Here is a 20,423-nt window from a genome sequence, read left to right on the forward strand (position 1 = left end):
CCTAAAGCGCAGTCAGCGTAGCCAACTTCCAACGACCGTCCACACGCTTAGCAGTCACAGACAGCTGAGCCACCGAAGACGACGGCGCACCCCCACCCTGGGTAACCGTCTGCTGGTCAAGAAACAACAGCACCGAAGCCTCATCCCCGACCAACGAACGAACCCCGACAGCCCGAACCGTAGTAGTACGGATCAGCTTCCCGGCAGCAGCCCGAGTACGAGCCGAGGCGAACTGAGCCTGGTACTGGCGAACAGCATCACCGACCAGATACTCCGACGCCGCGCGTTCGGTGCGAGCCAGATTCGCGTAGTCGTAAGAGAAAACCGCCTTCACCGCTTCGCTGACATCAGCGGAAACTGATGCAGTCGCCGCAGTGTCGACCAGAGCTGCGTTGTCGGACGACGACAGCGAAGCCGTCTCGACGCCGAACCAGACCGCGCAGCCCAACGCCACGACCACCACCGCCGCAAGGAAACGGTTCATGAGCCCGCCGCCTGGACACCCGCGATCTTCCAGTCGGCGCCGGACCGCGTCACGTCCACCGTCAGACGGCTCATGCGCGCAGCGGCAGGAGAACCACCCGTCGAGACCCGGACATCCAGCACCGCGAGCAACCGCGCCGAGCCCGCCGAGACGTCGATCTCCGTGACCGCCGCCTCCACCAGCGACGCCGTCGACACGGTGCGCGCCGTCGACGCGCGGTCGATCTGCAGCTGCCGGTCGCCCGTGAGGTCCTTGCCGTACTGGCCCGCCGTAGCGGCTATCCAGCGGTCGACGTCCGCGCCCGCGTTGCGGTAGTCGATCGTGTTCAGCGTGACCAGTTCCGGCCCGGCCGCCGCCAGCACGGCGTCACGCGCGCGACCGCGCGCCAACGAGTCGTCGGACGCCGCGTGCCACCACGACCAGCCGGCGAAAGCGGCCACCAGCACGGCGACGACGGCCAAGATCTTCACGACACGCCCAGCAGCTTGCCCAGCCCGCCCGCCGACGGCCCGGTCAGCAGGCTCAGCATCCCCGGCAGCTGGGCCTGCGAAGGCGCCGACGCGGTCTGCGAAGGCGCGGCCGGGATCGACGGCGGCTTCCCCGCGTACGGCGCGTTCTGCGACCCGCGCACCCCCGTCGGGCTGCCCGGCGGCTCCGCGCAGTAGGCGTTCATGTTCACCGGCGCCTCGGACGTGTCGTTCGCCGGACGCTCTTTCGTGCCTTCGTAGCCCTTCGTGCACGAAGCCGGATCGAAGAAGTTGAACACCACGCCGAGGTGCCCCGTGCCGTCCGGGGACGTCGACGGCGAGAACGCCGAGATGATCGGGTACGCCACCAGCAGCTCCTCGACGGCGTCCTTGCGCGACGACGTGATCTGCGCGGTGGTCAGCAGGTTCGCGAACAGCACGCCCAGGTCGGTGCCGGACGCCGCGAGCACGTCGCTGATCTGCCGGCTCAGCTGCGGGGCCTCGGAGATCACGCGGCGCAGGTCCGGGTCGGACGTCTTCAGCTGGCCCGCGATCGTGCGCAGCCCGCTCGCGAAGTCCGTGATGTTCGCGGCCTGCCGTTCCTGCGTGGTCAGGACGATCCGCGAGTTCGCCAGCAGCCCTTGGGTCTGCGGGACGTACTGCGCGGCCTCCGCGGTGAGCGAACCCGTGCTGTCCAGCAGCTGCTGCAGCTGCGGACCCGCCCCGGCGAACGCGTTGTACGTCTCGTCGACGACCGTGCGCAGCGAGTCCGGGTGGACGCTCGCGACGAGGTCGTCGAGGTGGGTCAGCACGGTGTCCGGTGACGGCGGCAGCGACGTCTTGTCCGGCGTGATCACCGAGCCGTCCTGCAGGTACGGGCCGCCGTCGTGCTGCGGGAGCAGGTCGACGAACTGCTCCCCCACCGCCGAGCGGTTCGCGACCTGCGCGTGCGCGTCGGCCGGGATGTCCGGGCCGCCGGAGTCGATGTCGAGCGCGACGTCGACGCCGTGGTCGGTGAGCGTCATCGACGTCACCCGCCCGACCGTGACGCCGCGGTAGGCGACCTCGGAGTTGACGAAGATGCCGCCGGAGTCGGTCAGCTGCGCGGTGACGACGTACCCGCGGCTGCCGAAGAGCCGGTCCAGTCCGGCGTACTTGCCGCCCGCGTACACGACTGAAACGACCGCGATGACGACGAACGCGATCAGCTGGATGCGGGTCTTGCGCGTGATCACTTGCCACCGCCGATCAGGCCCAGCAGGCCGCCCAGCAGCTCGGTGCCGCCGCTCTGCCCGGTCACCGCCCCGAGGTCGGGCAGGGGCAACGGCGGCGGTGCGGCGGTGCCGGTGCCGGTGGACGGCACGCCGCCGACGGTGTTCGGCAGCGCGATCGGCGGCTGCGACGAGTTCGTGAAGTTCTGGATCAGCTTGTCGAGATCCAGGTTCACGGTCGCGTCGACGTTCGCGTAGTCGCCCTTGACGACGTTGCCCGCGTAGTCCGGGAGCGGGTAGGTGAGCAGGATCTGCAGCGCGTTCGGCAGGTCCTGACCGGCTTCGCCGAGCTTGGTCAACGTCGGCTGCAGCGTCCTGAGGTTCGCGACCAGCTGGTCACGGCTCTTCGTCACGGTGTCGGTCGCGACGCCGGACAGCGTGGTGAGCGCGTTCAGCATCCCGACGAGCTGGTCGCGCTGGTCGGTGACGATCTTCAGGCCCGGCGCGAGGTTGTCGAGCGCGTTCGACAGGTTCTGCGTCTGGCCCGAGAGCGTCGCCGACAGCTTGCCGAGGCCGTCGATCGCCCGCAGGATCTCGGTCTTGTGCCCGTCGAGCTGCGTCGCCAGTTCGTCCACCCGCGACAGCAGCGCGCGGATCTCCGGCTCGTTGCCCGACAGCGCGTCGTTCAGCTCGTGGCTGATCTTCTGGATCTGCTCGACGCCGCCGCCGTTGAGCAGCAGGGACAGCGCGCCGAGCACCTCCTCGACCTCGGGGTTGCGGTTGGTGCGCCCGAGCGGGATCTGCGCGCCGTCACTCAGCTTCCCGGAGGCCGGCTCCGCGGCCGGCACGCTCAGCTCGACGAACTTCTCGCCCAGAAGCGAAGACTGCTTCAGCTCGGCGTGCGAGTTGGCGGGCAGCGCGACGTCGCCGTTGACGGTCATCGAGACGAGCGCGGACCGCGTGTCCGGCGTCAAAGTGACTTTGTCGACCCGGCCGACCGCGACGTCGTTGACCTTGACGCTCGACTGCGGTACGAGGTCCAGGACGTCGGTGAACAGCGCGGTGACCTGGTAGGGGTGGTCGCCGACGTCGGCGCCGCCCGGCAGCGGCGTGCCGTAGAGGCCGTTGAACCCGCCGTCGCTGCAGGCCGCCAGCACGAGCACCCCGGCGAGCACGCCCGCGAGCCGCTTCACTTGGCACCGCCGGAAAGCTGCTGCATCACGTCGACGAGCGGGAGTGGCAGCGGTGGCAGTTCGCCGTTCTGCAGGGAGTTCAGCACCTGCGGGATGGTGGGGAGCTTCAGTGCGCCGTCGAGGATCGGCGCGAGCTGCTTGCAGATGCTGCCCAGCGTGTCCGGGATCGGCTTGGGCGTGCCCGCGCTGATCAGCCGGCACACGGTGAGGATCGGCGGGTTGGTCAGCTCGTTGAGGTTGTCGCGCACGGCGATGGTGCCCGACGCCGCGTCGTAGGAGTTGATGAAGTTGGTGGCGCCGGTCGGCGCGATGTCGAGCACCTCGGCCAGTGAGGCCCGCTGGTCGACGAGGACCTTCGACAGCGACGCCAGTTTGTCCACATTGGACTCCAGTGCCGTCTTGTTGTCGTTGACGAACTGCTGGACGTCGCCGAGCGCGCCGCCGAGCGACTGCAGCGCGGCGCCGACGTCGGAGGAGTCGTCGGCGAGGAACCGGCTGACGTCGGCGACGCGGCCGTAGAACTCGTTGAGCTGCTGGTCGCTCTGGGCCAGCGCGCCGGTGAAGGAGTTCAGGTTCTGCACGGTCGAGAACAGGTCGTCCTTCGAGCCGTCGAGGGTCTTGGCGAGGTCGGCGAGCTGCCCGACCGTCGAGTTCAGCGAAGCGCCGTTGCCGCGCAGGGCGTCCGCGGCGGTGTCCAGGACGCCTGACAGCGCGCCGTCCTTGTTCGCGCCGTTCGGGCCGAGCGCCGTCGACAGCTTGTCCAGGCTCGAGTACAGGTCGTCCAGCTCGACCGGCGTGGCGGTCCGATCGCGCGGCAGCACCGTGCCGGTGGCCAGCACTGGGCCGCTGTCGTAGGCCGGGGTGAGCTGGACGTAGCGGTCGCTGACCAGGCTCGGCGCGACGACGACCGCGCCGACGTCGGCGGGCAGCTGCACCTCGTCGACCTGCATGTCGACGCGCACCGCGTCACCCTGCGGCGTGACGTCGGTGACCCGCCCGACCGGCACGCCGAGCACCCGCACCGACGAACCCGCGTAGAGCCCGACGGTCTTGCCGAAGTACGCCGACAGCTTCGTGCCGGAGGATTCGCGGAACACCAGCCACAGCCCGGCGGTGAGGACCAGCGCGACGACGCAGGCGAAGGCCACCCACGTCGCGAGGCTGCGGCCGCGGTACGTCCGGATCGTCATCGGCGACCCACCCCCTGGTTCGGCGCCGCGATCGGCGGGGTACAGCCCTCGGGGTTGATGGACAGGCCGCCCACGGTGATCGTCGGTGGGAGCAGCCCGCACAGGTAGCCCTCGAACCAGCGGCCGTTGCCGGTCGCGTTCGCGCCGACGCGGGCGAACGGCGCCATCAGCTGCAGGCTCTTGTCGAGGTTGCCCTGGTTGCGCTGCAGGATGTCGGTCACCTTCCCGAGCTTGTCCAGCGTCGGCTTCAGCTGCGTGCGGTTGTCCGCGACCAGCCCGGACAGCTGCTGCGAGAGCTGCTGGGTGCCGGTGAGCAGCGCGTGGATCGCCGTCTTGCGGTTCTGCAGCTCGGTGAGCAGCAGGTTGCCGTCGCTGATCACGCGTTGCAGCTGGGCGTTGCGGTCGGACAGCGTCTTCGACACCTTGCTGGTGTTGGCCAGCAGCGTGTGGAGGTCGGCGTCACGCGAGGACACCGTCTTGGCCAGGGAGGACAAGCCGTTCAGCGTGTCCTTCAGGTACTGCGGGCTGTCCTTGAGGCTGTCGGACAACGCGTTGAAGCTGTCGGCCAGCTGCTTCGTGTCGATGTCGCCGACCGTGGTGGACAGCTGGTCGAACGCGTCCTGCAGCTGGAACGGCGTGCGCGTGCGGGCCTGCGGGATGGTCGCGTCCGGCTCCTGGGTGCCGTCGCCCTTGGTGTCGAGCGCGAGGTACTTCTCGCCCAGCAGCGTCTTGATCTCGATGGACGCCGTCGTCGCGTCGCCGACGCGGACGCCCTTGACGCGGAACCGGACGAGCACCTGCTTGCCTTGGAGCGTCACGGAAGACACCGTGCCGACCTTGACGCCGGCGATCTCGACCTCGTTGTCCGACGCCAGACCGGCGGACTCGCCGAAGTACGCCGAGTACGTCGTGCCGTTGCCGAAGAACGGGAGCTGGTCGGAGAAGTACGTCGTGGCCGTGACGAGCACGATCAGCACGAGCGTCACCGCGCCGACCGCGGCCTGGTTGCGATCCTTCAGCCGTTTCACGGACCACACCTCTCCGCGCGCTGAGTACCCGGGATCGGGATGATCGGCAGGGTGATGTCGAGCGAGGAAATGCCGATGGTGCCGTTGATCCCGCACAGGTAGTAGTTGAACCAGCTGCCGTAGCTCAGGGTCCGGGTGAACTTCTGCAGGTTACCCGGCAGCACCTCCAGGAGGTGGTTGAGCAGCTCGCCCGAGTCGCCGAGGTTCTGCGACAGCGTGCCGAGCTGCGCGACGTCGTCCTTGAGCGCCGGGCGAGCGTCGGCCAGCAGGCCGGTGGTCGAGACGGCGAGGTCGCCGAGCGCGGTGACGGCGTCGCCGATCGGCTTGCGCTGCTCGGCCAGGCCGCTGACCAGCTTCTGGGTCTGCTCGATGAGGTCGCCGAGCTGCGGGCCGTGGGCGTTGACGGTGCCGAGCACGGTGTTGAGGTTGGCGATCACCTGGCCGATCACCTGGTCCTTGCTCGCGATCGCGGTGGTGAGCGACGCGGTGTGCTGCAGCAGGCTGGTGATCGTGCCGCCCTCGCCCTGGAAGACGCTGATGATCTCGGCCGAGAGCTGGTTGACGTCGTGGGGGCTCAGGGCCTTGAACAGCGGCTTGAACCCGTTGAACAGCACCGTGAGGTTCAACGCGGGCTTCGTGCGCTCGGGCGGGATCGTGCCGCCGTCCGGCAGGGCCTTGTCCCCCGGCACGTCGGTGCCGAGCGCGAGGTAGCGCTGGCCGACCAGGTTCCGGTACTTGACGGTCGCGGTCACCGACTCCGGCAGCCGGTAGGTGTGCTCGACGTCGAACCGCACCTCGGCGAGGTTCCGCTCCCCGACGGCGACGTCGATCGTGTCGACCTGGCCGACCTTCACCCCGGCGATGCGGACGTCGTCCCCCTCCTTGAGGCCGGACGCGTCGGTGAACTTCGCCAGGTACCCCGAGGTGACGCCGAAGTTGGTGTTCGCGATGGTGGCCGCGAGGACGCCGGTGAACAGGACCGTGACGACGGCGAACACCAGCAGCTTCACCAGCGACGGGACGAAACTCCTCACTTGAGCTCCACCTCCGCTCCGCGGTAGAGCGGGCCCACCAGCAGGCCGGCCCAGCCGGGCACCTGGTCCGGTGTGGCGCCGAGCGCGGGTGACGCGAGCAGGGCGATCAGGTCCGACTCGTCGGCCGAGCCGACGATGCTGCCGGACCCGCCGACCGCACCGCCGCCGGCCGTGACCGGGCCGGGCAGGCTGCCGTCGGGCGACTTCGGCGGCGCGGGCTTGCTGGAGCCGTCCTCGATCGCGCCGTCCGGCGGGTACTGCGGCCAGTGCCCCGGTTTCGGCACCTGCGGGTAGCAGCGGGGGCCGCGCTTGTCGTCGTACTTCGGCTCGTCGACGCCGGGCAGGTACTTGCCGCGGCTGGCGCTGAACTCGATGGTGACGCGGCTGACCTCGGGGTGCGCGGTCCCCTTGCCGAACGCCAGCTCGGCCGGGCCGACCTCACCGGCCAGCTGGTTGAACAGGCACGGGTACTCCGGCGCGTACTTCGCCAGGACGTCCAGCGTCGGCTGGACGGCGGTGGTGAGCCGGATCAGGTTGTCCTTGTTGACCACCAGGAAGTTCGTGAGGTCGACGGCCGCTCCGGTGACGGTCGCGTAGAGGTCGCTCAGCTGCGTGCGCTTCTCGACGATCGTGCGGCTCGTGGTCGTCAGGTCCGACAGCGCCTGCAGCAGGTCCGGGGCGGCCTTGTCGTAGGTGGCCGAGACGTTCGCGAGGCCGGTGATGTCGGCCTTGATGTCGGGCAGCGACGGGTTGAGCTTGCCGAGGTAGTCCGACAGCTGCGAGAGGGTCTGGCCGAGCTGCTTGCCGCGGCCGTCGAGCGCGGTCGCCACGGCGGTGAGCGTGCTCGACAGCTTCTCCGGCTGGACGGCCTGCAGCAGCGGCATCACGTCGTCGAGGACCTTCTGCAGCTCGATCGCGCTGCTGCTGCGGTCCTGCGGGATGACGTCGCCAGCTTTGATCGCGGACTCGGGCTTTTCCGGCAGCTGCAGGGCGACGTACCGCTCGCCGAACAACGTCTTCGGCAGCAGCCGCGCGGAGACGTTCTTCGGGATGACCGACGTCTTGTCCGGATCGAGAGCCAGCTCCAGCTCGGCGTGATCGCCCTTCGCGAGCACCGACCGGACTTCGCCGACGACGACGCCGCGAACCTTGACGTCGCCGCCCGTGCGCAGCTGGCTGCCGACGTGGTCCGTCTCGAGCTTCACCAGCGTCACCGCCGTGAACGCCTTGTTGTAGACGGCCAGGGTGAAGGCGATGAACAAGGCGGCGACGAGCAGGAAGGCGAGCCCCAGCACCTGGTACCGGAGCCGCTGCCAGAGTGCCTTCCTCATCCGGAGATCCTCACCGTGGTGTTGGCGCCCCAGATCGCGAGGGACAGGAAGAAGTCCAGGACCGAGATCAGCACGATCGACGTCCGCACCGCGCGGCCCACGGCCACGCCGACGCCGGCCGGGCCGCCGCTCGCGGTGTAGCCGTAGTAACAGTGGGACAGGATCACGAGCACGCTGAACACGATCACCTTGCCGAACGACCAGAGCACGTCGCCCGGTGGCAGGAAGAGCGTGAAGTAGTGGTCGTAGGTGCCCGCGGACTGGCCGTAGAGCCAGATGGTGATCTGCCGGGACGCGAGGTAACTCGACAGCAGGCCGACCGCGTAGAGCGGGATCACCGCGGCGACGCCGGCGAGGACGCGGGTCGTCACCAGGTACGGCATGCTCGGCACGGCCATGACCTCGAGTGCGTCGATCTCCTCGGAGATCCGCATCGCGCCGAGCTGGGCGGTGAAGCCGCAGCCGACCGTCGCGCTCAGGGCGAGCCCGGCCGAGAGCGGCGCGACCTCGCGGGTGTTGAAGTAGGCGGAGATGAACCCGGTGAGCGCGGCCGTGCCGAGCTGGTTGAGCGCGGAGTAGCCCTGGAGGCCGACGATCAGGCCGGTGAACAACGTCATCCCGATCATCACGCCGAGCGTGCCGCCGATGACCGCCAGGCCGCCGGTGCCGAAGCAGACTTCGGTGAGCAGCCGCAGCGTTTCCCGGCTGTAGCGGCGGATCGTGCGCGGCGACCAGGCGAGCGCCTTCGCGGCGAACGACAGCAGCTGGCCCAGGCCTTCGAGGCTCTGGCCCGGACGCGCGAGGTACTCCAGCGTCCGGTCCTGGTCGGCGCGGTCGATCGGCTCGGCCGTCATCACATGGCCTTCGGCGGGACGATCCGCAGGTAGATCGCGGTGAGCACGACGTTGATGAGGAACAGCAGCAGGAACGTGACGACGACGGCCTGGTTGACGGCGTCGCCGACACCCTTCGGCCCGGGCGGCGGGTTCAGCCCGCGGAACGCCGCGACGACGCCGGCCACGAAGCCGTACAGCAGCGCCTTGATCTCGCTGATCCAGAGGTCCGGGACCTGGGCGAGCGCGTTGAAGCTGGCCAGGTACGCGCCTGGCGTGCCGCCCTGCAGGACGACGTTGAAGAAGTAGCCGCCGAGCACGCCGACGACGCTGACCAAGCCGTTGAGCAGCACCGAAACCACCATGGCGGCCAGCACCCGCGGCACGATCAGGCGCTGGATCGGGTTGACGCCCAGCACCTCCATGGCGTCGATCTCTTCACGGATCTTGCGCGCGCCGATGTCCGCGCACACCGCGCTGCCGCCGGCGCCGGCCACGAGCAACGCCGTGATCAGCGGGCTGGCCTGCTGCACGATGGCCAGCGCGCTGGCCGCGCCGGTGAAGGACTGGGCACCGATCTGCGCGGTCAGCGAGCCGAGCTGCAGCGCGATCACCGCGCCGAACGGGATGGCCACCAGTGCGGTCGGCAGGATGGTGACGCTGGCGAAGAACCAGCACTGCTGGATCCACTCGCGGGCCTGGAAGGGGCGCTTGAAGATCGCGCGCAGGACCTCCCAGGAGAGCGTCGCGAGGCGGCCGACCTGCGTCAGCGCCGCGGTTCCCGGGAGCGTGCCAGTGCTGTCGCTCACCACACCTCCCCGAAGTAGTCGCTCACCCCCGAGTGTTCTCCATACCCGGTGTCCGCTTTTCGTTAGCGGTGTTAACCAACGTCGTCGCGGCTAACTGTGCTCACTCAAAAATTGAGCGCGTGGGACGCCGTCGCCCCGCCGTCGGCCACGAACTCCGAACCCGTGCAGTACGAACTTTCTTCGCTGGCCAGGAACAGCACCAGCTTCGCGATGTCTTCGGGCTGCCCGACCCGGCCGAGGGCCACCTTCTTGCCGACGTACGACATGTCGACTTTCTGGCCGCCGGCCGCGGTCGAAACCATCTGCGTGTCGATCGCGCCGGGGTGCACCGAGTTGACCCGGATGTGCTTCTTGCCGAGTTCCATCGCCGCGACCTTGGTCATCCCGCGGATCGCGAACTTGCTCGCGGTGTAGGCGATGAGGTACGGCATCCCGGCCAGTCCCTCCACAGAGGACACGTTGACGATGGAGCCACCGCCGGCGGCGGTCATGGGTTCAACGACCGAGCGCATCCCGAGAAACGCCCCGATCTGGTTCACCCGGATGACGCGCTCGTAATCGGCCAGCGTCGTCTTGCCCAGTTCCGAGAAATGGAGGATGCCCGCGTTGTTGACCAGCACGTTCAGCGCGCCGAACTCCGTGGACGCGCGTTCGATCGCTGTCGCCCAGTCGTCTTCGCTGCCGACGTCGAGGTGCTGGTAGACGGCGGCGTCACCGAGGTCGGCGGCGAGCTGCTTGCCCTCGTCGTCCAGGATGTCGGCGATCACGACCTTCGCGCCCTCGGCCACGAACGCGCGTGCGGCGGCCTCGCCCTGCCCGCGCGCGGCACCGGTGATGAGGGCGATCTTCCCGTCGAGCCTCACGATTCCTCCAGGATTTCGGTGGCGGCGAACATCCGGCCGGGGTCGCGGCCGGCGAAGTGGTCGCTGACGGTCGTCTCCAGCTCGTCGAGGGACCAGCGCCGCTCGATCCGCGGCGCTTCGACCAGCGCGACCGAGCCGCCGTGCACGACGAACACCTGGCCGTTGACGTGCTCGGCGGCAGGTGAGGCGAGGTAGGCGACGAACGGGGCGACGTGCTCGACCGAGAGCGGGTCGGCGCCTTCGGCAGGGGCGGCGCCGAACACGCCCTCGGTCATCGCCGTCCGCGCCCGCGGGCAGATCACGTTGGCGCGGACGCCGTACTTGGCCAGGCCGCGGGCGGCCGACATGGTGAGCGCGGTGATGCCGGCCTTGGCCGCGGCGTAGTTGGGCTGGCCGGGCGAACCGATCAGGAAGGCCTCGGACGCGGTGTTCACCAGCCGCCCGTACACCGGCTTTCCGTCCTCTTTGGACTTGTCGCGCCAGTGCTTCGCGGCGTTGCGGGACAACAGGAAGTGCCCGCGCAGGTGGACGCGCAGCACGGTGTCCCAGTCGTCGTCGGACATCGAGAACAGCATCTTGTCGCGCAGCACGCCGGCGTTGTTCACGACGATGTCGAGGCCGCCGAGGTCGAGCGCGGCCGCTACGAGCGCGTCCGCCGTGGCCCGTTCGCCGACGTCACCGGCGACCGCGACGGCTTTGCCACCAGCGGCTTCGATCTCTTCGACGACGTCCTTCGGCGCACCGATGTCGTTGACGACGACCGTGGCGCCCCGCGCGGCCAGAGCGAGCGCTTCGGCCCGTCCCAGCCCGGCGGCGGCACCCGTGACGATCGCGGTCCGGCCGGTCAGGCTCACGCGAGGCCTCCTCATCGAGTCCTGGTTGACGGGCCTACACTAGAATCTGTTCTCGTTTTGGGCAAGCTTTTCAGTAAACACCGCTAACTGACGATGAACAGGGCGTTCTTCGGGCAGCCCCGCACCGCACCGGAGACCCGTTCCGCCTGGTCGCCGGGCACCGGACCGGGCTGGATGACCAGTTCTTCGTCGTCGTCGAGGTCGAAGATGTCCGGTGCGAACCCCAAGCACACCGCGTTCGCCTCGCAGAGCGAACGATCGACGCCGATCTCCATGCTTCCTCCGCCGCGTCAGTCCTGGTACAACTAGAACAGGTTCTACTATAACGCCGGATCGAGGTGACGGGTGCGGATCGACTACACGCCGGAGCAGCGCGCACTGGCCGCGGAGCTGCGGGAGTACTTCGCCGAGCTGATGACGCCGGAGCGTCGTGACGGCCTCCGCGCGGGCAGCGGCGAGTACGGCGACGGCCTGGCCTACAAGGACATCGTCCGGCAGCTGGGCAAGGACGGCTGGCTCGCGCTCGGCTGGCCGCCGGAGTACGGCGGCCAGGGCCGGCCGATGCTCGACCAGCTCATCTTCACCGACGAGGCGGCGGTCGCCGGGGTGCCGGTCCCGTTCCTGACGGTGAACACCGTCGGGCCGACCATCATGCGCTACGGCACCGACGAGCAGAAGGCGTTCTACCTGCCGAAAATCGCCGCCGGCGAGCTGCACTTCTCGATCGGCTACTCCGAACCGGAGGCCGGCACCGACCTCGCGTCCCTGCGGACGCGCGCGGTGCGCGACGGCGACGAGTACGTCGTCACCGGGCAGAAGATGTGGACGAGCCTGATCGAGCACGCCGACTACGTCTGGCTCGCCGTCCGGACCGACCCGGAGGCGAAGAAGCACCGGGGGCTGTCGATCCTGATCGTGCCGACGACGGCACCCGGGTTCTCCTGGACCAAGGTGCACACGGTGGCGGGCGCGGGCACCAGCGCGACGTACTACGACGGCGTGCGCGTGCCGGTGTCGGCGCGCGTGGCCGAGGAGAACGCGGGCTGGCCGCTGATCACCAACCAGCTCAACCACGAGCGCGTCGCGCTGACGTCGTCGGCGCCGATCCGGAAGGCCCTGTCCGACGTCCTGGTGTGGGCGAAGGAGACCGGCGCCATCGACCAGGAGTGGGTGCGGTTGCACCTCGCGCGGGTGCACGCCGGCGCGGAGTACCTGAAGCTGCGGAACTGGCGGATCGCCTGGGCGGCCGCGGCGAGCGAGCTGGGGCCGGCCGACGCGTCGGCGACCAAGGTGTACGGCACGGAGTTCGCGATCGAGGCGTACCGGCTGCTGATGGAGGTGCTCGGCGCGGCGGCCGTCGTCCGCGACGGCTCGCCGGGCGCGCTGCTGGCCGGGCGGATCGAACGGCAGCACCGCTCGGCGCTGATCCTCACCTTCGGCGGCGGCACCAACGAGATCCAGCGGGACATGATCGCCGCGACCGCCCTCGGCCTGCCCGTCACGCGCTAGGAGCGTCTCATGGACTTCACCCCTTCGGAGGCGTCGGCCGACCTCGCCGCGCTGACCCGGCGGATCCTGGCCGACAAGCTCACCCACGACCCGCACGGCACCGGCGGCTTCGACACTCCACTGTGGACGGCGCTGGGCCAGGCGGGCGTGCTCGACGCGGCCCTGCCGTCGTCACTCGGCGGCGGCGGGTTCGGGCTGCTGGAGCAGTGCGCGGTGCTGACCGAGATCGGCCGCGCGGTGGCCGCGGTCCCCTACCTGACGTCGATCACGATGGCGGCGTCGGCGCTGGCGGAGTTCGGCACGCCGGAGCTGGTGGACCGCTGGGTGCTGCCGGTGCTGCGCGGCGAGCGCGTGCTCACGGTGGCCCTGCCGGACCCGGGCGCGCCGTACGGCTTCCGGGTGACCGGCGACCGGCTGACCGGCACCCAGTCCGCGGTGCCGTTCGGCGCGTTCGCCCACGGTTTCCTGGTGGCGGCGCCCGACGAGGTGTTCCTGGTCGACGCGGCGGCCCCGGGGGTCACCGTGCAACCGCAGCAGGCGGTCGACCACGCGGACGCGGCATTGCTGGAACTGTCCGAGGTGGCCGGGATTTCCCTCGGTCCGATCGGCGAGTGGCTGCGCCTGCGCGGCACGGCCGGAGTGTGCGCGCAGCAGCTCGGCGTCGTCGAACGGGCCCTGGAGCTGACGGCGGCCTACGCGGCCGAGCGCAAGCAGTTCGACCACGTGATCGGCGGCTTCCAGGCCGTCCGCCAGCGACTCGCGGACGCGTACGTGGACGTCGAGGCGGTGCGGCTGACGTCACTGCAGGCGGCGTGGCGCCTCGCGTCGGACCTCCCGGCGACGGAAGCGGTGGCGACGGCCAAGTTCTGGGCCGCGGAGGCCGGCCACCGGGTGGCCCACACGACGGTCCACGTCCACGGCGGCGTCGGCATCGACGTCGAGCACGTGGTGCACCGGTACTTCGTGGCGGCGAAGCGCCTGGAGTTCCTGCTGGGCCCGGCGACCCCGCAGCTGCTCACCCTGGGCGACGAACTGGCGGCCCTGTAATACTGAAGTCCGTGAATGCCACATCGAGGGACATAGCGTCCGTGAATGTGGCATTCACGGACTGCTACTTCGCCGCGTAGGTCCAGAACTCCTGCATCAACGGCGTCGGTTGCGGATTGGTCATCTGGAGCTGGGTCAGCAGGACCGTGACCGTGCCCGTCGCCGGGATCAGGTGGGCCGCCGTGCCCGCGCCGCCGATCCAGCCGTAGCGGCCGGGGGTGTGCCACGGCCGCGTCGGCGCCACGTCGACCGAGCCGCCGTACCCCCAGCCCTGGCCCTGCAGGAACAAGCTGGCCGCCGCGCGCTGCGCAGCCGTCAGGTGGTCGCTCGTCAGCAGGCGCACCGACTCCGGCGCGAGCAGCCGTCGCCCGGCCACCGCACCCCCGGCCAGCAGGCAGCGGGCGAACGCGAGCAGGTCGTCGGCCGTCGAAACCAGGCCGCCCCCGCCGGACGGGAACACCGGCTCGGCACTCCACCGGCCCTCCGGCGGGTCGGCCAGCACGAGCCCGGACGCGCCCTGGCGGTAGGCGCTGGTGAACCGGCCCAGTGCCGGTGTCGGCACCGAGAACCCGGTGTCGGCCATGCCGAGCGGGCCGAACAGCCGCTCCGCCAGGAACTCCGGCAGCGACCGGCCTGACACCCGCGCGATCAGCACGCCCTGCAGGTCCGACGGGGTGTCGTACAGCCACGCCTCGCCGGGCTGACGCAGCAGCGGGACCTGGCCCAGCGCCGCCAGCCACTCGTCCGGCGGCAGCGCGCGGGACGCCTCGGCCGGGTGGCCCAGCACCTGGAGCAGCAGGTCCACCGCGGGCAGCCCCATGTCGGCCGCGAGGCCGTACCCGCAGCGGAAGCTCAGCAGGTCCTCGACCGTGATCGGCCGGGCCGCCGGCACGACGTCGTCGACCGGCCCGCTGGGTGTGCGCACGACCACCGGAGACGCCAGTTCCGGCAGCCAGCGCGCGATCGGGTCGTCCAGCGCGAGCTCGCCGCCGTCGACGAGCAGCATGACCGCCGCGGCCACGAGCGGCTTGGTCAGCGACGCGATGCGGAACAGCGAGTCCCGGGCCATCGGCACGGTGCCCCCGGCGTCGGCCGAGCCGACCGCCGCTACCTCGACCTGGTCGCCCCGCGCGACGAGGGCGACTGCGCCGGGCAGGCCCGCGGCGTGCCGGGTCAGCAGTTCGGTGAGCATGCTCAGTCCTGGGGGTTGATGGCGCGCAGGCGCCGCGGGCCGGTGTCGGGCCGGGACGGCGGCGGGCCCAGCACCAGGCGGGCGTTCGCGACGAACGCGCCGTCGGGCGAGGCGAGGATCGGGTCCAGCGTCAGCGACCGCACCTCGGGGTTGTCCTCGGCGAGCGCCGCCACGCGCAGCACCATGTCCTGCAGCGCGGCGAGGTCGGCGGGCTCGTCACCGCGGTAGCCGGTGAGCAGCGGCGCCGTCCGCGGCTCGCGCAGCAGCGTGGCCGCGTCGACGTCGGTGACCGGCACCGCCCGGTAGGCGCGGTCCCCCAGCAGCGTGCTGACCAGGCCGGACAGCCCGAACGACACGAGCGAGCCGAACGACGGGTCGTCCTGCAGCCCGATCACGCACGACAGGCCCTTCGGCGCCATCTGCTGCACGTACACGTCGTCTTCGCCGGAGATCTCGCGCAGCACCGCGTAGGCCGTGCGCACCGAGTCCTCCGACGCCAGGTCGAGCCGCACCCCGGCGAGGTCGGGCCGGCCGCGCAGCCGCTCGTCGACCGCCTTGAGCGTCACCGGGTAGCCCAGCCCGGCCGCCGCCGCGACCGCGTCGTCCACAGTGGACACCACGCGGAACGGGACGACGTCGATGCCGTAACACCCCAGCAGCCGCACGACGTCGGGGTCCGTCAGGAGGATCGCCTTGCCGTCCTCCGCGGCCAGCAGCTCGCGCACGATCACCTGCGCCTGCTCGGTGTGGATCCCCGACGGCCGGACCAGTGTCCCTTGTGGACGCTGCCGCCAGGCCGCGTACCGGACGACCTTCGCCAGCGCGTTGACCGCGCGTTCCGGGCTCGGGTACGACGGGATGGAACCGCGGCTGGCCACGCCGTCCTCGGAGAGCACGGCGAGCTCGTGCGGGACGCCCTCGGCGGCGAGGAACGTCGAGACGATCGGCTTGCGCTGCCCCAGTTCGACGACGGTCTCCCGCAGGGCGCGCGCGTACGCGGTGCCGGGGATCGCCACCGGCGGCGCGAAGACGACGACCAGCGCGTCGGTGTCCGGCGAGGTCAGCGCCTCCCCCACCGCCGCGGCGAACTCCTCCGGACCGGCCTGCGGGCCGACGTCCACCGGGTCCGACGCCAGCCGCAGCCCCTGCGCGCGGGCGGTGTCGGCGGCGAGCAGCCCGATCGCGCTGGAGTTGCCGACGATGGCGATCCGCGGCCCGGCGGGCAGCGGCTGGTGGGCGAACACGAGCGCGGTGTCGAACAGCTGCGCCAGCGACTCGACCCGCACGACGCCGGCCTGCTCGAACAGGGCCTGGACGCTGATCTCGTCGATCTCGGTGGACGTCGCGGCCAGCTGCGAGCGGACCGCGTGCCGCCCCGACTTCACCGCGACGATCGGCTTCGTCCGGCCCAGCCGCCGCGCCAGCCGCGCGAACTTGCGCGGGTTGCCGAAGGACTCCAGGTACAGCAGCACGAGATCGGTGTCCGGGTCGGTCTCCCAGTACTGCAGCAGGTCGTTGCCGGAGACGTCGGCGCGGTTGCCGGCCGAGACGAACGTCGACAGGCCGAGCCCGCGCGCCTCGGCGTCGGCCAGGATCGCCGTGCCCAGCGCGCCGGACTGGCAGAAGAAGCCGGTGCGGCCGCGGCCCGGCAGCCGCGGCGCGAGGGTGGCGTTGAGCCGGATGCCGGGCGCGGTGTTCAGCACGCCGAGCGCGTTCGGCCCGACGACGCGCATGCCGTGCGCCCGGGCCTCGCCGACCAGCCGCAGCTCGGCGTGCAGGCCGTGCGGGCCCGCCTCGCCGAACCCGCCGGACACGATCAGCAGCGTCTTCACGCCCTTGGCCAGGCAGGCGTCCAGCACGGACTCGACGGCCTCGGCCGGCACCGCGACGAGCGCCAGGTCGACGGAATCCGGGATGTCGAGCACCGACGGGTAGGCCCGCACGCCGCGCACCGAGCGGTGCTCCGGGTTGACCGGGTAGACGGTGCCGGTGAACGCGGCGGCGAGGAGGTTCACGAAGGCGACGTGCCCGACCTTGCCCGGGTCGGTGGACGCGCCGATCACCGCGACGGATGTCGGGTGCAGCAGGTTGTGCACGCTGCGCGCCTCGGCGGCCTGCTCCCGGGAGCGGGCGACGGCCAGCGACTCCTCGGTCGGGTCGATGTCGAACTCCAGGTGCAGCACGCCCTCCTCGATCTCGCGGCTGACCTGGTAACCGGCGTCGCGGAAGACGCGGACCATCGCGGCGTTCTCGGCGAGCACCTCGGCGACGAACCGGCGCAGCCCGCACTCCGACGCGGCCGCGGCGAGGTGTTCCAGCAGGATCGAGCCGAGGCCCCGGCCCTGGTGCACGTCGCTGACCACGAAGGCCACCTCGGCCGACGGCCCGCTGTCCAGCCGCTCGTAGCGGCCGACCGCGACGATGTCGTCGCCGAGGAACGCGGCGAAGGCGACCCGGTCGTGGTGGTCGACGGTGGAGAACCGCTTCAGGTCCTTCTCCGGGATCCGCGGGTAGGCGCCGAAGTAGCGGAAGTAGCGGGTGCGTTCGGAGAGCTTCCCGTGGAAGGAGACGAGCCCGTCGGCGTCGGTCGGGAGCACCGGGCGCAGGTGGACGGTGCCGCCGTCGGACAGCACGACGTCGGCCTCCCAGTCACGGGGGTAGTCGAAGGGATCCCGTCCGGCCATGGTCACTCAGTCCCTGGGGTCGTCGGGATCCAAGCCGTGCAAGGGGAAGACGGCGCGGCGCGTGTCCCGGACGGCGACGTCGACCGGGTCGTCCTCGCCGTCGCCCCACGGCTTGAACCCCGTGTCGCGATCGTCGGTCATGGCCCGCGGCAGCTCGGCGTTCGGCGCGGCCTTGGTGACGGTGGAAACCCAGCCGGGCGGCAGCGGCGTCGCCGGGTCGACGTCCCGGTCGAGCACGGTGGCGATCAGGTGCGTCCAGGACCGCGGGACCACCCGGATCAGCTGGTAGCCGCCCCCACCGACGGCGATCCACTTGCCGCCCGCGTAGGTGTTGGCGAGGTCGCGCAGGGTGGTGTAGATCGTGCGGTGCCCGTCGACGCTCAGCGAGAGATCCGCGAGCGGATCCTCTTCGTGGGAGTCGACGCCGCACTGGGTGAACAGCAGCTGCGGCTCGAAGTCGGCCAGCAGGGAAGGGACGACGGCGTTGAACGCCCGCAGCCACCCGGGATCCCGGGTACGCGGCGGCAGCGGCACGTTGACCGAGGTGCCGTCGGCCTTGCCCCGGCCCGTCTCGGCCGAATAGCCGGTGCCCGGCCAGAGCGTGAACGGGTGCTGGTGCATCGAGATCGTCAGGACGCGGGGGTCGTCGTAGAACGCGGCCTGGACGCCGTCGCCGTGGTGGACGTCGGTGTCGATGTAGGCGATCCGCTCGAAGCCGTGGTCGAGCAGCCACGAGATGGCGACCGCGCAGTCGTTGTAGACGCAGAACCCGGCCGCCTGGTCCCGCATCGCGTGGTGCAGCCCACCCGCGATGTTGACCGCCCGGGTCGCCTCACCCTCGGCGATCTTGCGCGCGGCCAGCAGCGTCGACCCGACCACCAGTGCGGAGGCGTCGTGCATGTCGCTGAACACGGGGTTGTCGGAGGTCCCGAGCCCATGCCCGACATCCCACCCGACGAGCGGAGCCTCCCGCACAGCGGCCAGGTACTCGGGCGCGTGCACCCGCAGGAGCTCCTCGTCCCCGGCGGCGGACGGGACGAGCAGCTCGACCCCGTCGAGCACGCCCAGTTCGGTGGCCAGCCGGACGGTCAGCTCCAGCCGGACGGGGTTGAACGGGTGATCCCCACCAAGGTCATAACCCAGCAGGGAGGAGTCCCACACGACAGCCGGCGCCATACGCCCGACTGTAGTGCCGATCGCAGCGGTCTGCGGCCTTGACGAGCCGAGCTGGTCGTCTCCCCCGCTGGTCCACGGCGTTGTGGCCCCCGGCGGGGTTGGGGGGCCGGTGCAGGTCGCGGGCTCGCCGCCACGCCTGGCGCGGCCGGTTCCCGCCGCCGGCCCCGCCTCACGAACCCCGGCGCACGAACACCGCCGCCGCTGGCCCCGGCCTCGCGAACCCCGGCCGGCCGGGGCGGCCCGGCCGAGCCGTAGATCGCGGACACGAGCCGGTCGCGGTCGCGAAAGCCCCGCTCGACCTGCGGCTGCCACAGATTCCGAACACGCGGACGAGTCCGGCGCGACCCGCCGGCCACCGCAGGTCGCGGACAGCGCAGGGCACAGCCGCGAAAGCCCACTTCGGCCGGCCGGCCGCTTCAGGTCGCGACCACGCGGAGGACGCAGCCGCGAGAGCTCGGCCGGGCCGCTGCCGACGTGTGCAGGTAAAGCCGTGAAGGCCTCCTTACCGGCTCTTATGGCCGGTAAGGAGGCCTTCACGGCTTTTGAGGTGAGTCGCGGGGATCGGGGTCAGCCGGGGAGGTCGCCTGTTGCCGCGGGGCGGTTCGGGTTGCGGGACCAGTGGGACCACGAGCCCGCGTACAGGCCCGCGCCCGGGTGGCCGGCGATCTCCAGGGCCAGCACTACCGAACTCGCCGTCACCCCCGAGCCGCAGTACGCGGCGACCGGTTCGCCGGGGCGCAGGCCCAGGCCGGCGAAGCGGTCGGCCAGCTCTTCCGGCGTGCGCCAGTGGCCGTCGGCGGTCGTGTGGTCGCTGAACGGGGCGTTCACCGCGCCCGGGATGTGGCCCGCGCGCGGGTCGACCGGCTCCGTCTCGCCGCTGTAGCGCGCGGCGGCCCGGGCGTCGAGCAGCAGGCCGTCGCGGGCCAGCTCGGCCGCCTCGTCGGCGTCCAGGACCGGCATGCCGCCCGGCCGGACCTCGACGTCACCCGGTTCCGGGTGCGCCGGCTCCGTGCTGACGGGGTGCCCGGCCGCGGTCCACGCCGCGTAACCGCCGTCGAGCACCGCGACCTCGTCGTGGCCCGCCCAGCGCAGCAGCCACCAGGCCCGCGCCGCCACCGAACCGTCGGCGTCGTCGTAGACCACCACCGGGCCGTCCGCCCGCACGCCGGCCGCGCGGAGGTCGCGCTGCAGGTCGGCGGGGTCGGGCAGCGGGTGCCGGCCGCCCTCGCCCGGCTCGCTCGCGAGCACGCGGTCGAGGTCGGTGAAGACCGCGCCGGGCAGGTGACCGTCCTGGTAGGACTCGGCCCCCGGCGGGCCGGCGAGCCGCCAGCGGACGTCGAGGACGACGGGCCGGTCGCCGGCCGGGCCGGCCAGTGCGGCGGCGAGGTCGGTGGTGCTGATCAGCGAGCGCATACCCCCATCTTGCAGCGGTCCGCGGCCCGGATCCGCCCGGGCCGGACATTTCCACCGCCGGTGAGTTGTTATCCCCAGGCCCGCCGCCGCTGTCGGGGCCAACGA

19 protein-coding genes are annotated in these 20,423 nt (G+C 71.2%); 2 read left to right on the forward strand and 17 right to left on the reverse strand.

What is annotated here, in order from left to right:
- Nucleotide 1: 1 nt before the first annotated feature.
- The 13 genes from OHS58_RS24165 to OHS58_RS24225 all read right to left on the reverse strand — a co-directional run bounded on the left by OHS58_RS24165 (nt 2) and on the right by OHS58_RS24225 (nt 11,572).
- A complete protein-coding gene (locus OHS58_RS24165) occupies nt 2–484 on the reverse strand; it encodes a hypothetical protein (RefSeq protein ID WP_328644084.1) in 483 nt (160 codons plus the stop codon).
- Nucleotides 481–954: a hypothetical protein gene (locus OHS58_RS24170; RefSeq protein WP_326947538.1), complete on the reverse strand. Its 474-nt coding sequence runs from the start codon at nt 952–954 to the stop codon at nt 481–483. Before OHS58_RS24170 ends, OHS58_RS24165 begins: the two co-directional genes overlap by 4 nt.
- Nucleotides 951–2,186, reverse strand: coding sequence for an MCE family protein (locus tag OHS58_RS24175; RefSeq protein ID WP_247063200.1), 1,236 nt, complete (start codon nt 2,184–2,186; stop codon nt 951–953). The genes OHS58_RS24170 and OHS58_RS24175 overlap by 4 nt, the downstream gene beginning before the upstream one ends.
- The gene (locus OHS58_RS24180) at nt 2,183–3,355 is read right to left on the reverse strand and encodes an MCE family protein (RefSeq protein ID WP_328644085.1); all 1,173 of its coding nucleotides are present in this window, start codon (nt 3,353–3,355) and stop codon (nt 2,183–2,185) included. The genes OHS58_RS24175 and OHS58_RS24180 overlap by 4 nt, the downstream gene beginning before the upstream one ends.
- The gene (locus OHS58_RS24185; RefSeq protein ID WP_326954929.1) at nt 3,352–4,545 is read right to left on the reverse strand and encodes an MCE family protein; all 1,194 of its coding nucleotides are present in this window, start codon (nt 4,543–4,545) and stop codon (nt 3,352–3,354) included. Before OHS58_RS24185 ends, OHS58_RS24180 begins: the two co-directional genes overlap by 4 nt.
- Nucleotides 4,542–5,573 carry an MlaD family protein gene (locus tag OHS58_RS24190; RefSeq protein WP_328644086.1) on the reverse strand — a complete coding sequence of 344 codons (1,032 nt, stop codon included), beginning with the start codon at nt 5,571–5,573 and terminating at the stop codon, nt 4,542–4,544. Before OHS58_RS24190 ends, OHS58_RS24185 begins: the two co-directional genes overlap by 4 nt.
- Nucleotides 5,570–6,607: an MlaD family protein gene (locus OHS58_RS24195; RefSeq protein ID WP_328644087.1), complete on the reverse strand. Its 1,038-nt coding sequence runs from the start codon at nt 6,605–6,607 to the stop codon at nt 5,570–5,572. Before OHS58_RS24195 ends, OHS58_RS24190 begins: the two co-directional genes overlap by 4 nt.
- Nucleotides 6,604–7,938, reverse strand: a complete 1,335-nt coding sequence (locus OHS58_RS24200) for an MCE family protein (RefSeq protein ID WP_328644088.1) — start codon at nt 7,936–7,938, stop codon at nt 6,604–6,606. Before OHS58_RS24200 ends, OHS58_RS24195 begins: the two co-directional genes overlap by 4 nt.
- Nucleotides 7,935–8,792: an MlaE family ABC transporter permease gene (locus tag OHS58_RS24205; protein WP_247063191.1), complete on the reverse strand. Its 858-nt coding sequence runs from the start codon at nt 8,790–8,792 to the stop codon at nt 7,935–7,937. Before OHS58_RS24205 ends, OHS58_RS24200 begins: the two co-directional genes overlap by 4 nt.
- Nucleotides 8,792–9,580: an MlaE family ABC transporter permease gene (locus OHS58_RS24210; protein ID WP_328644089.1), complete on the reverse strand. Its 789-nt coding sequence runs from the start codon at nt 9,578–9,580 to the stop codon at nt 8,792–8,794. The genes OHS58_RS24205 and OHS58_RS24210 overlap by 1 nt, the downstream gene beginning before the upstream one ends.
- A gap of 104 nt (nt 9,581–9,684) precedes the next feature.
- Nucleotides 9,685–10,446, reverse strand: coding sequence for a glucose 1-dehydrogenase (locus OHS58_RS24215; protein WP_326951463.1), 762 nt, complete (start codon nt 10,444–10,446; stop codon nt 9,685–9,687).
- Nucleotides 10,440–11,297: a 3-oxoacyl-ACP reductase gene (locus OHS58_RS24220; RefSeq protein WP_326947531.1), complete on the reverse strand. Its 858-nt coding sequence runs from the start codon at nt 11,295–11,297 to the stop codon at nt 10,440–10,442. Before OHS58_RS24220 ends, OHS58_RS24215 begins: the two co-directional genes overlap by 7 nt.
- An 83-nt stretch (nt 11,298–11,380) precedes the next feature.
- Nucleotides 11,381–11,572, reverse strand: coding sequence for a ferredoxin (locus OHS58_RS24225; RefSeq protein ID WP_247063185.1), 192 nt, complete (start codon nt 11,570–11,572; stop codon nt 11,381–11,383).
- A gap of 70 nt (nt 11,573–11,642) precedes the next feature.
- Between OHS58_RS24225 and OHS58_RS24230 the strand changes: the two genes are divergently transcribed.
- A complete protein-coding gene (locus OHS58_RS24230; RefSeq protein WP_328644090.1) occupies nt 11,643–12,806 on the forward strand; it encodes an acyl-CoA dehydrogenase family protein in 1,164 nt (387 codons plus the stop codon).
- Nucleotides 12,807–12,815: 9 nt separating this feature from the next.
- A complete protein-coding gene (locus OHS58_RS24235; RefSeq protein ID WP_328644091.1) occupies nt 12,816–13,853 on the forward strand; it encodes an acyl-CoA dehydrogenase family protein in 1,038 nt (345 codons plus the stop codon).
- A gap of 64 nt (nt 13,854–13,917) precedes the next feature.
- Here the strand turns inward: OHS58_RS24235 and OHS58_RS24240 are convergent, their stop codons facing one another.
- The 4 genes from OHS58_RS24240 to OHS58_RS24255 all read right to left on the reverse strand — a co-directional run bounded on the left by OHS58_RS24240 (nt 13,918) and on the right by OHS58_RS24255 (nt 20,318).
- Nucleotides 13,918–15,051 carry a serine hydrolase domain-containing protein gene (locus OHS58_RS24240; protein ID WP_328649855.1) on the reverse strand — a complete coding sequence of 378 codons (1,134 nt, stop codon included), beginning with the start codon at nt 15,049–15,051 and terminating at the stop codon, nt 13,918–13,920.
- The gene (locus OHS58_RS24245) at nt 15,048–17,729 is read right to left on the reverse strand and encodes a bifunctional acetate--CoA ligase family protein/GNAT family N-acetyltransferase (protein ID WP_328644092.1); all 2,682 of its coding nucleotides are present in this window, start codon (nt 17,727–17,729) and stop codon (nt 15,048–15,050) included. The genes OHS58_RS24240 and OHS58_RS24245 overlap by 4 nt, the downstream gene beginning before the upstream one ends.
- Nucleotides 17,730–17,735: 6 nt before the next feature.
- Entirely contained in the window at nt 17,736–18,905 is a 1,170-nt protein-coding gene (locus OHS58_RS24250; protein ID WP_326947526.1) for an acetoin utilization protein AcuC, read from the reverse strand.
- A 567-nt stretch (nt 18,906–19,472) separates the two neighbouring features.
- Nucleotides 19,473–20,318, reverse strand: coding sequence for a sulfurtransferase (locus tag OHS58_RS24255; protein WP_328644093.1), 846 nt, complete (start codon nt 20,316–20,318; stop codon nt 19,473–19,475).
- Nucleotides 20,319–20,423: the final 105 nt, after the last annotated feature.

The sequence above is a fragment of the Amycolatopsis sp. NBC_00348 genome (assembly GCF_036114655.1).
Lineage (GTDB): Bacteria > Actinomycetota > Actinomycetes > Mycobacteriales > Pseudonocardiaceae > Amycolatopsis.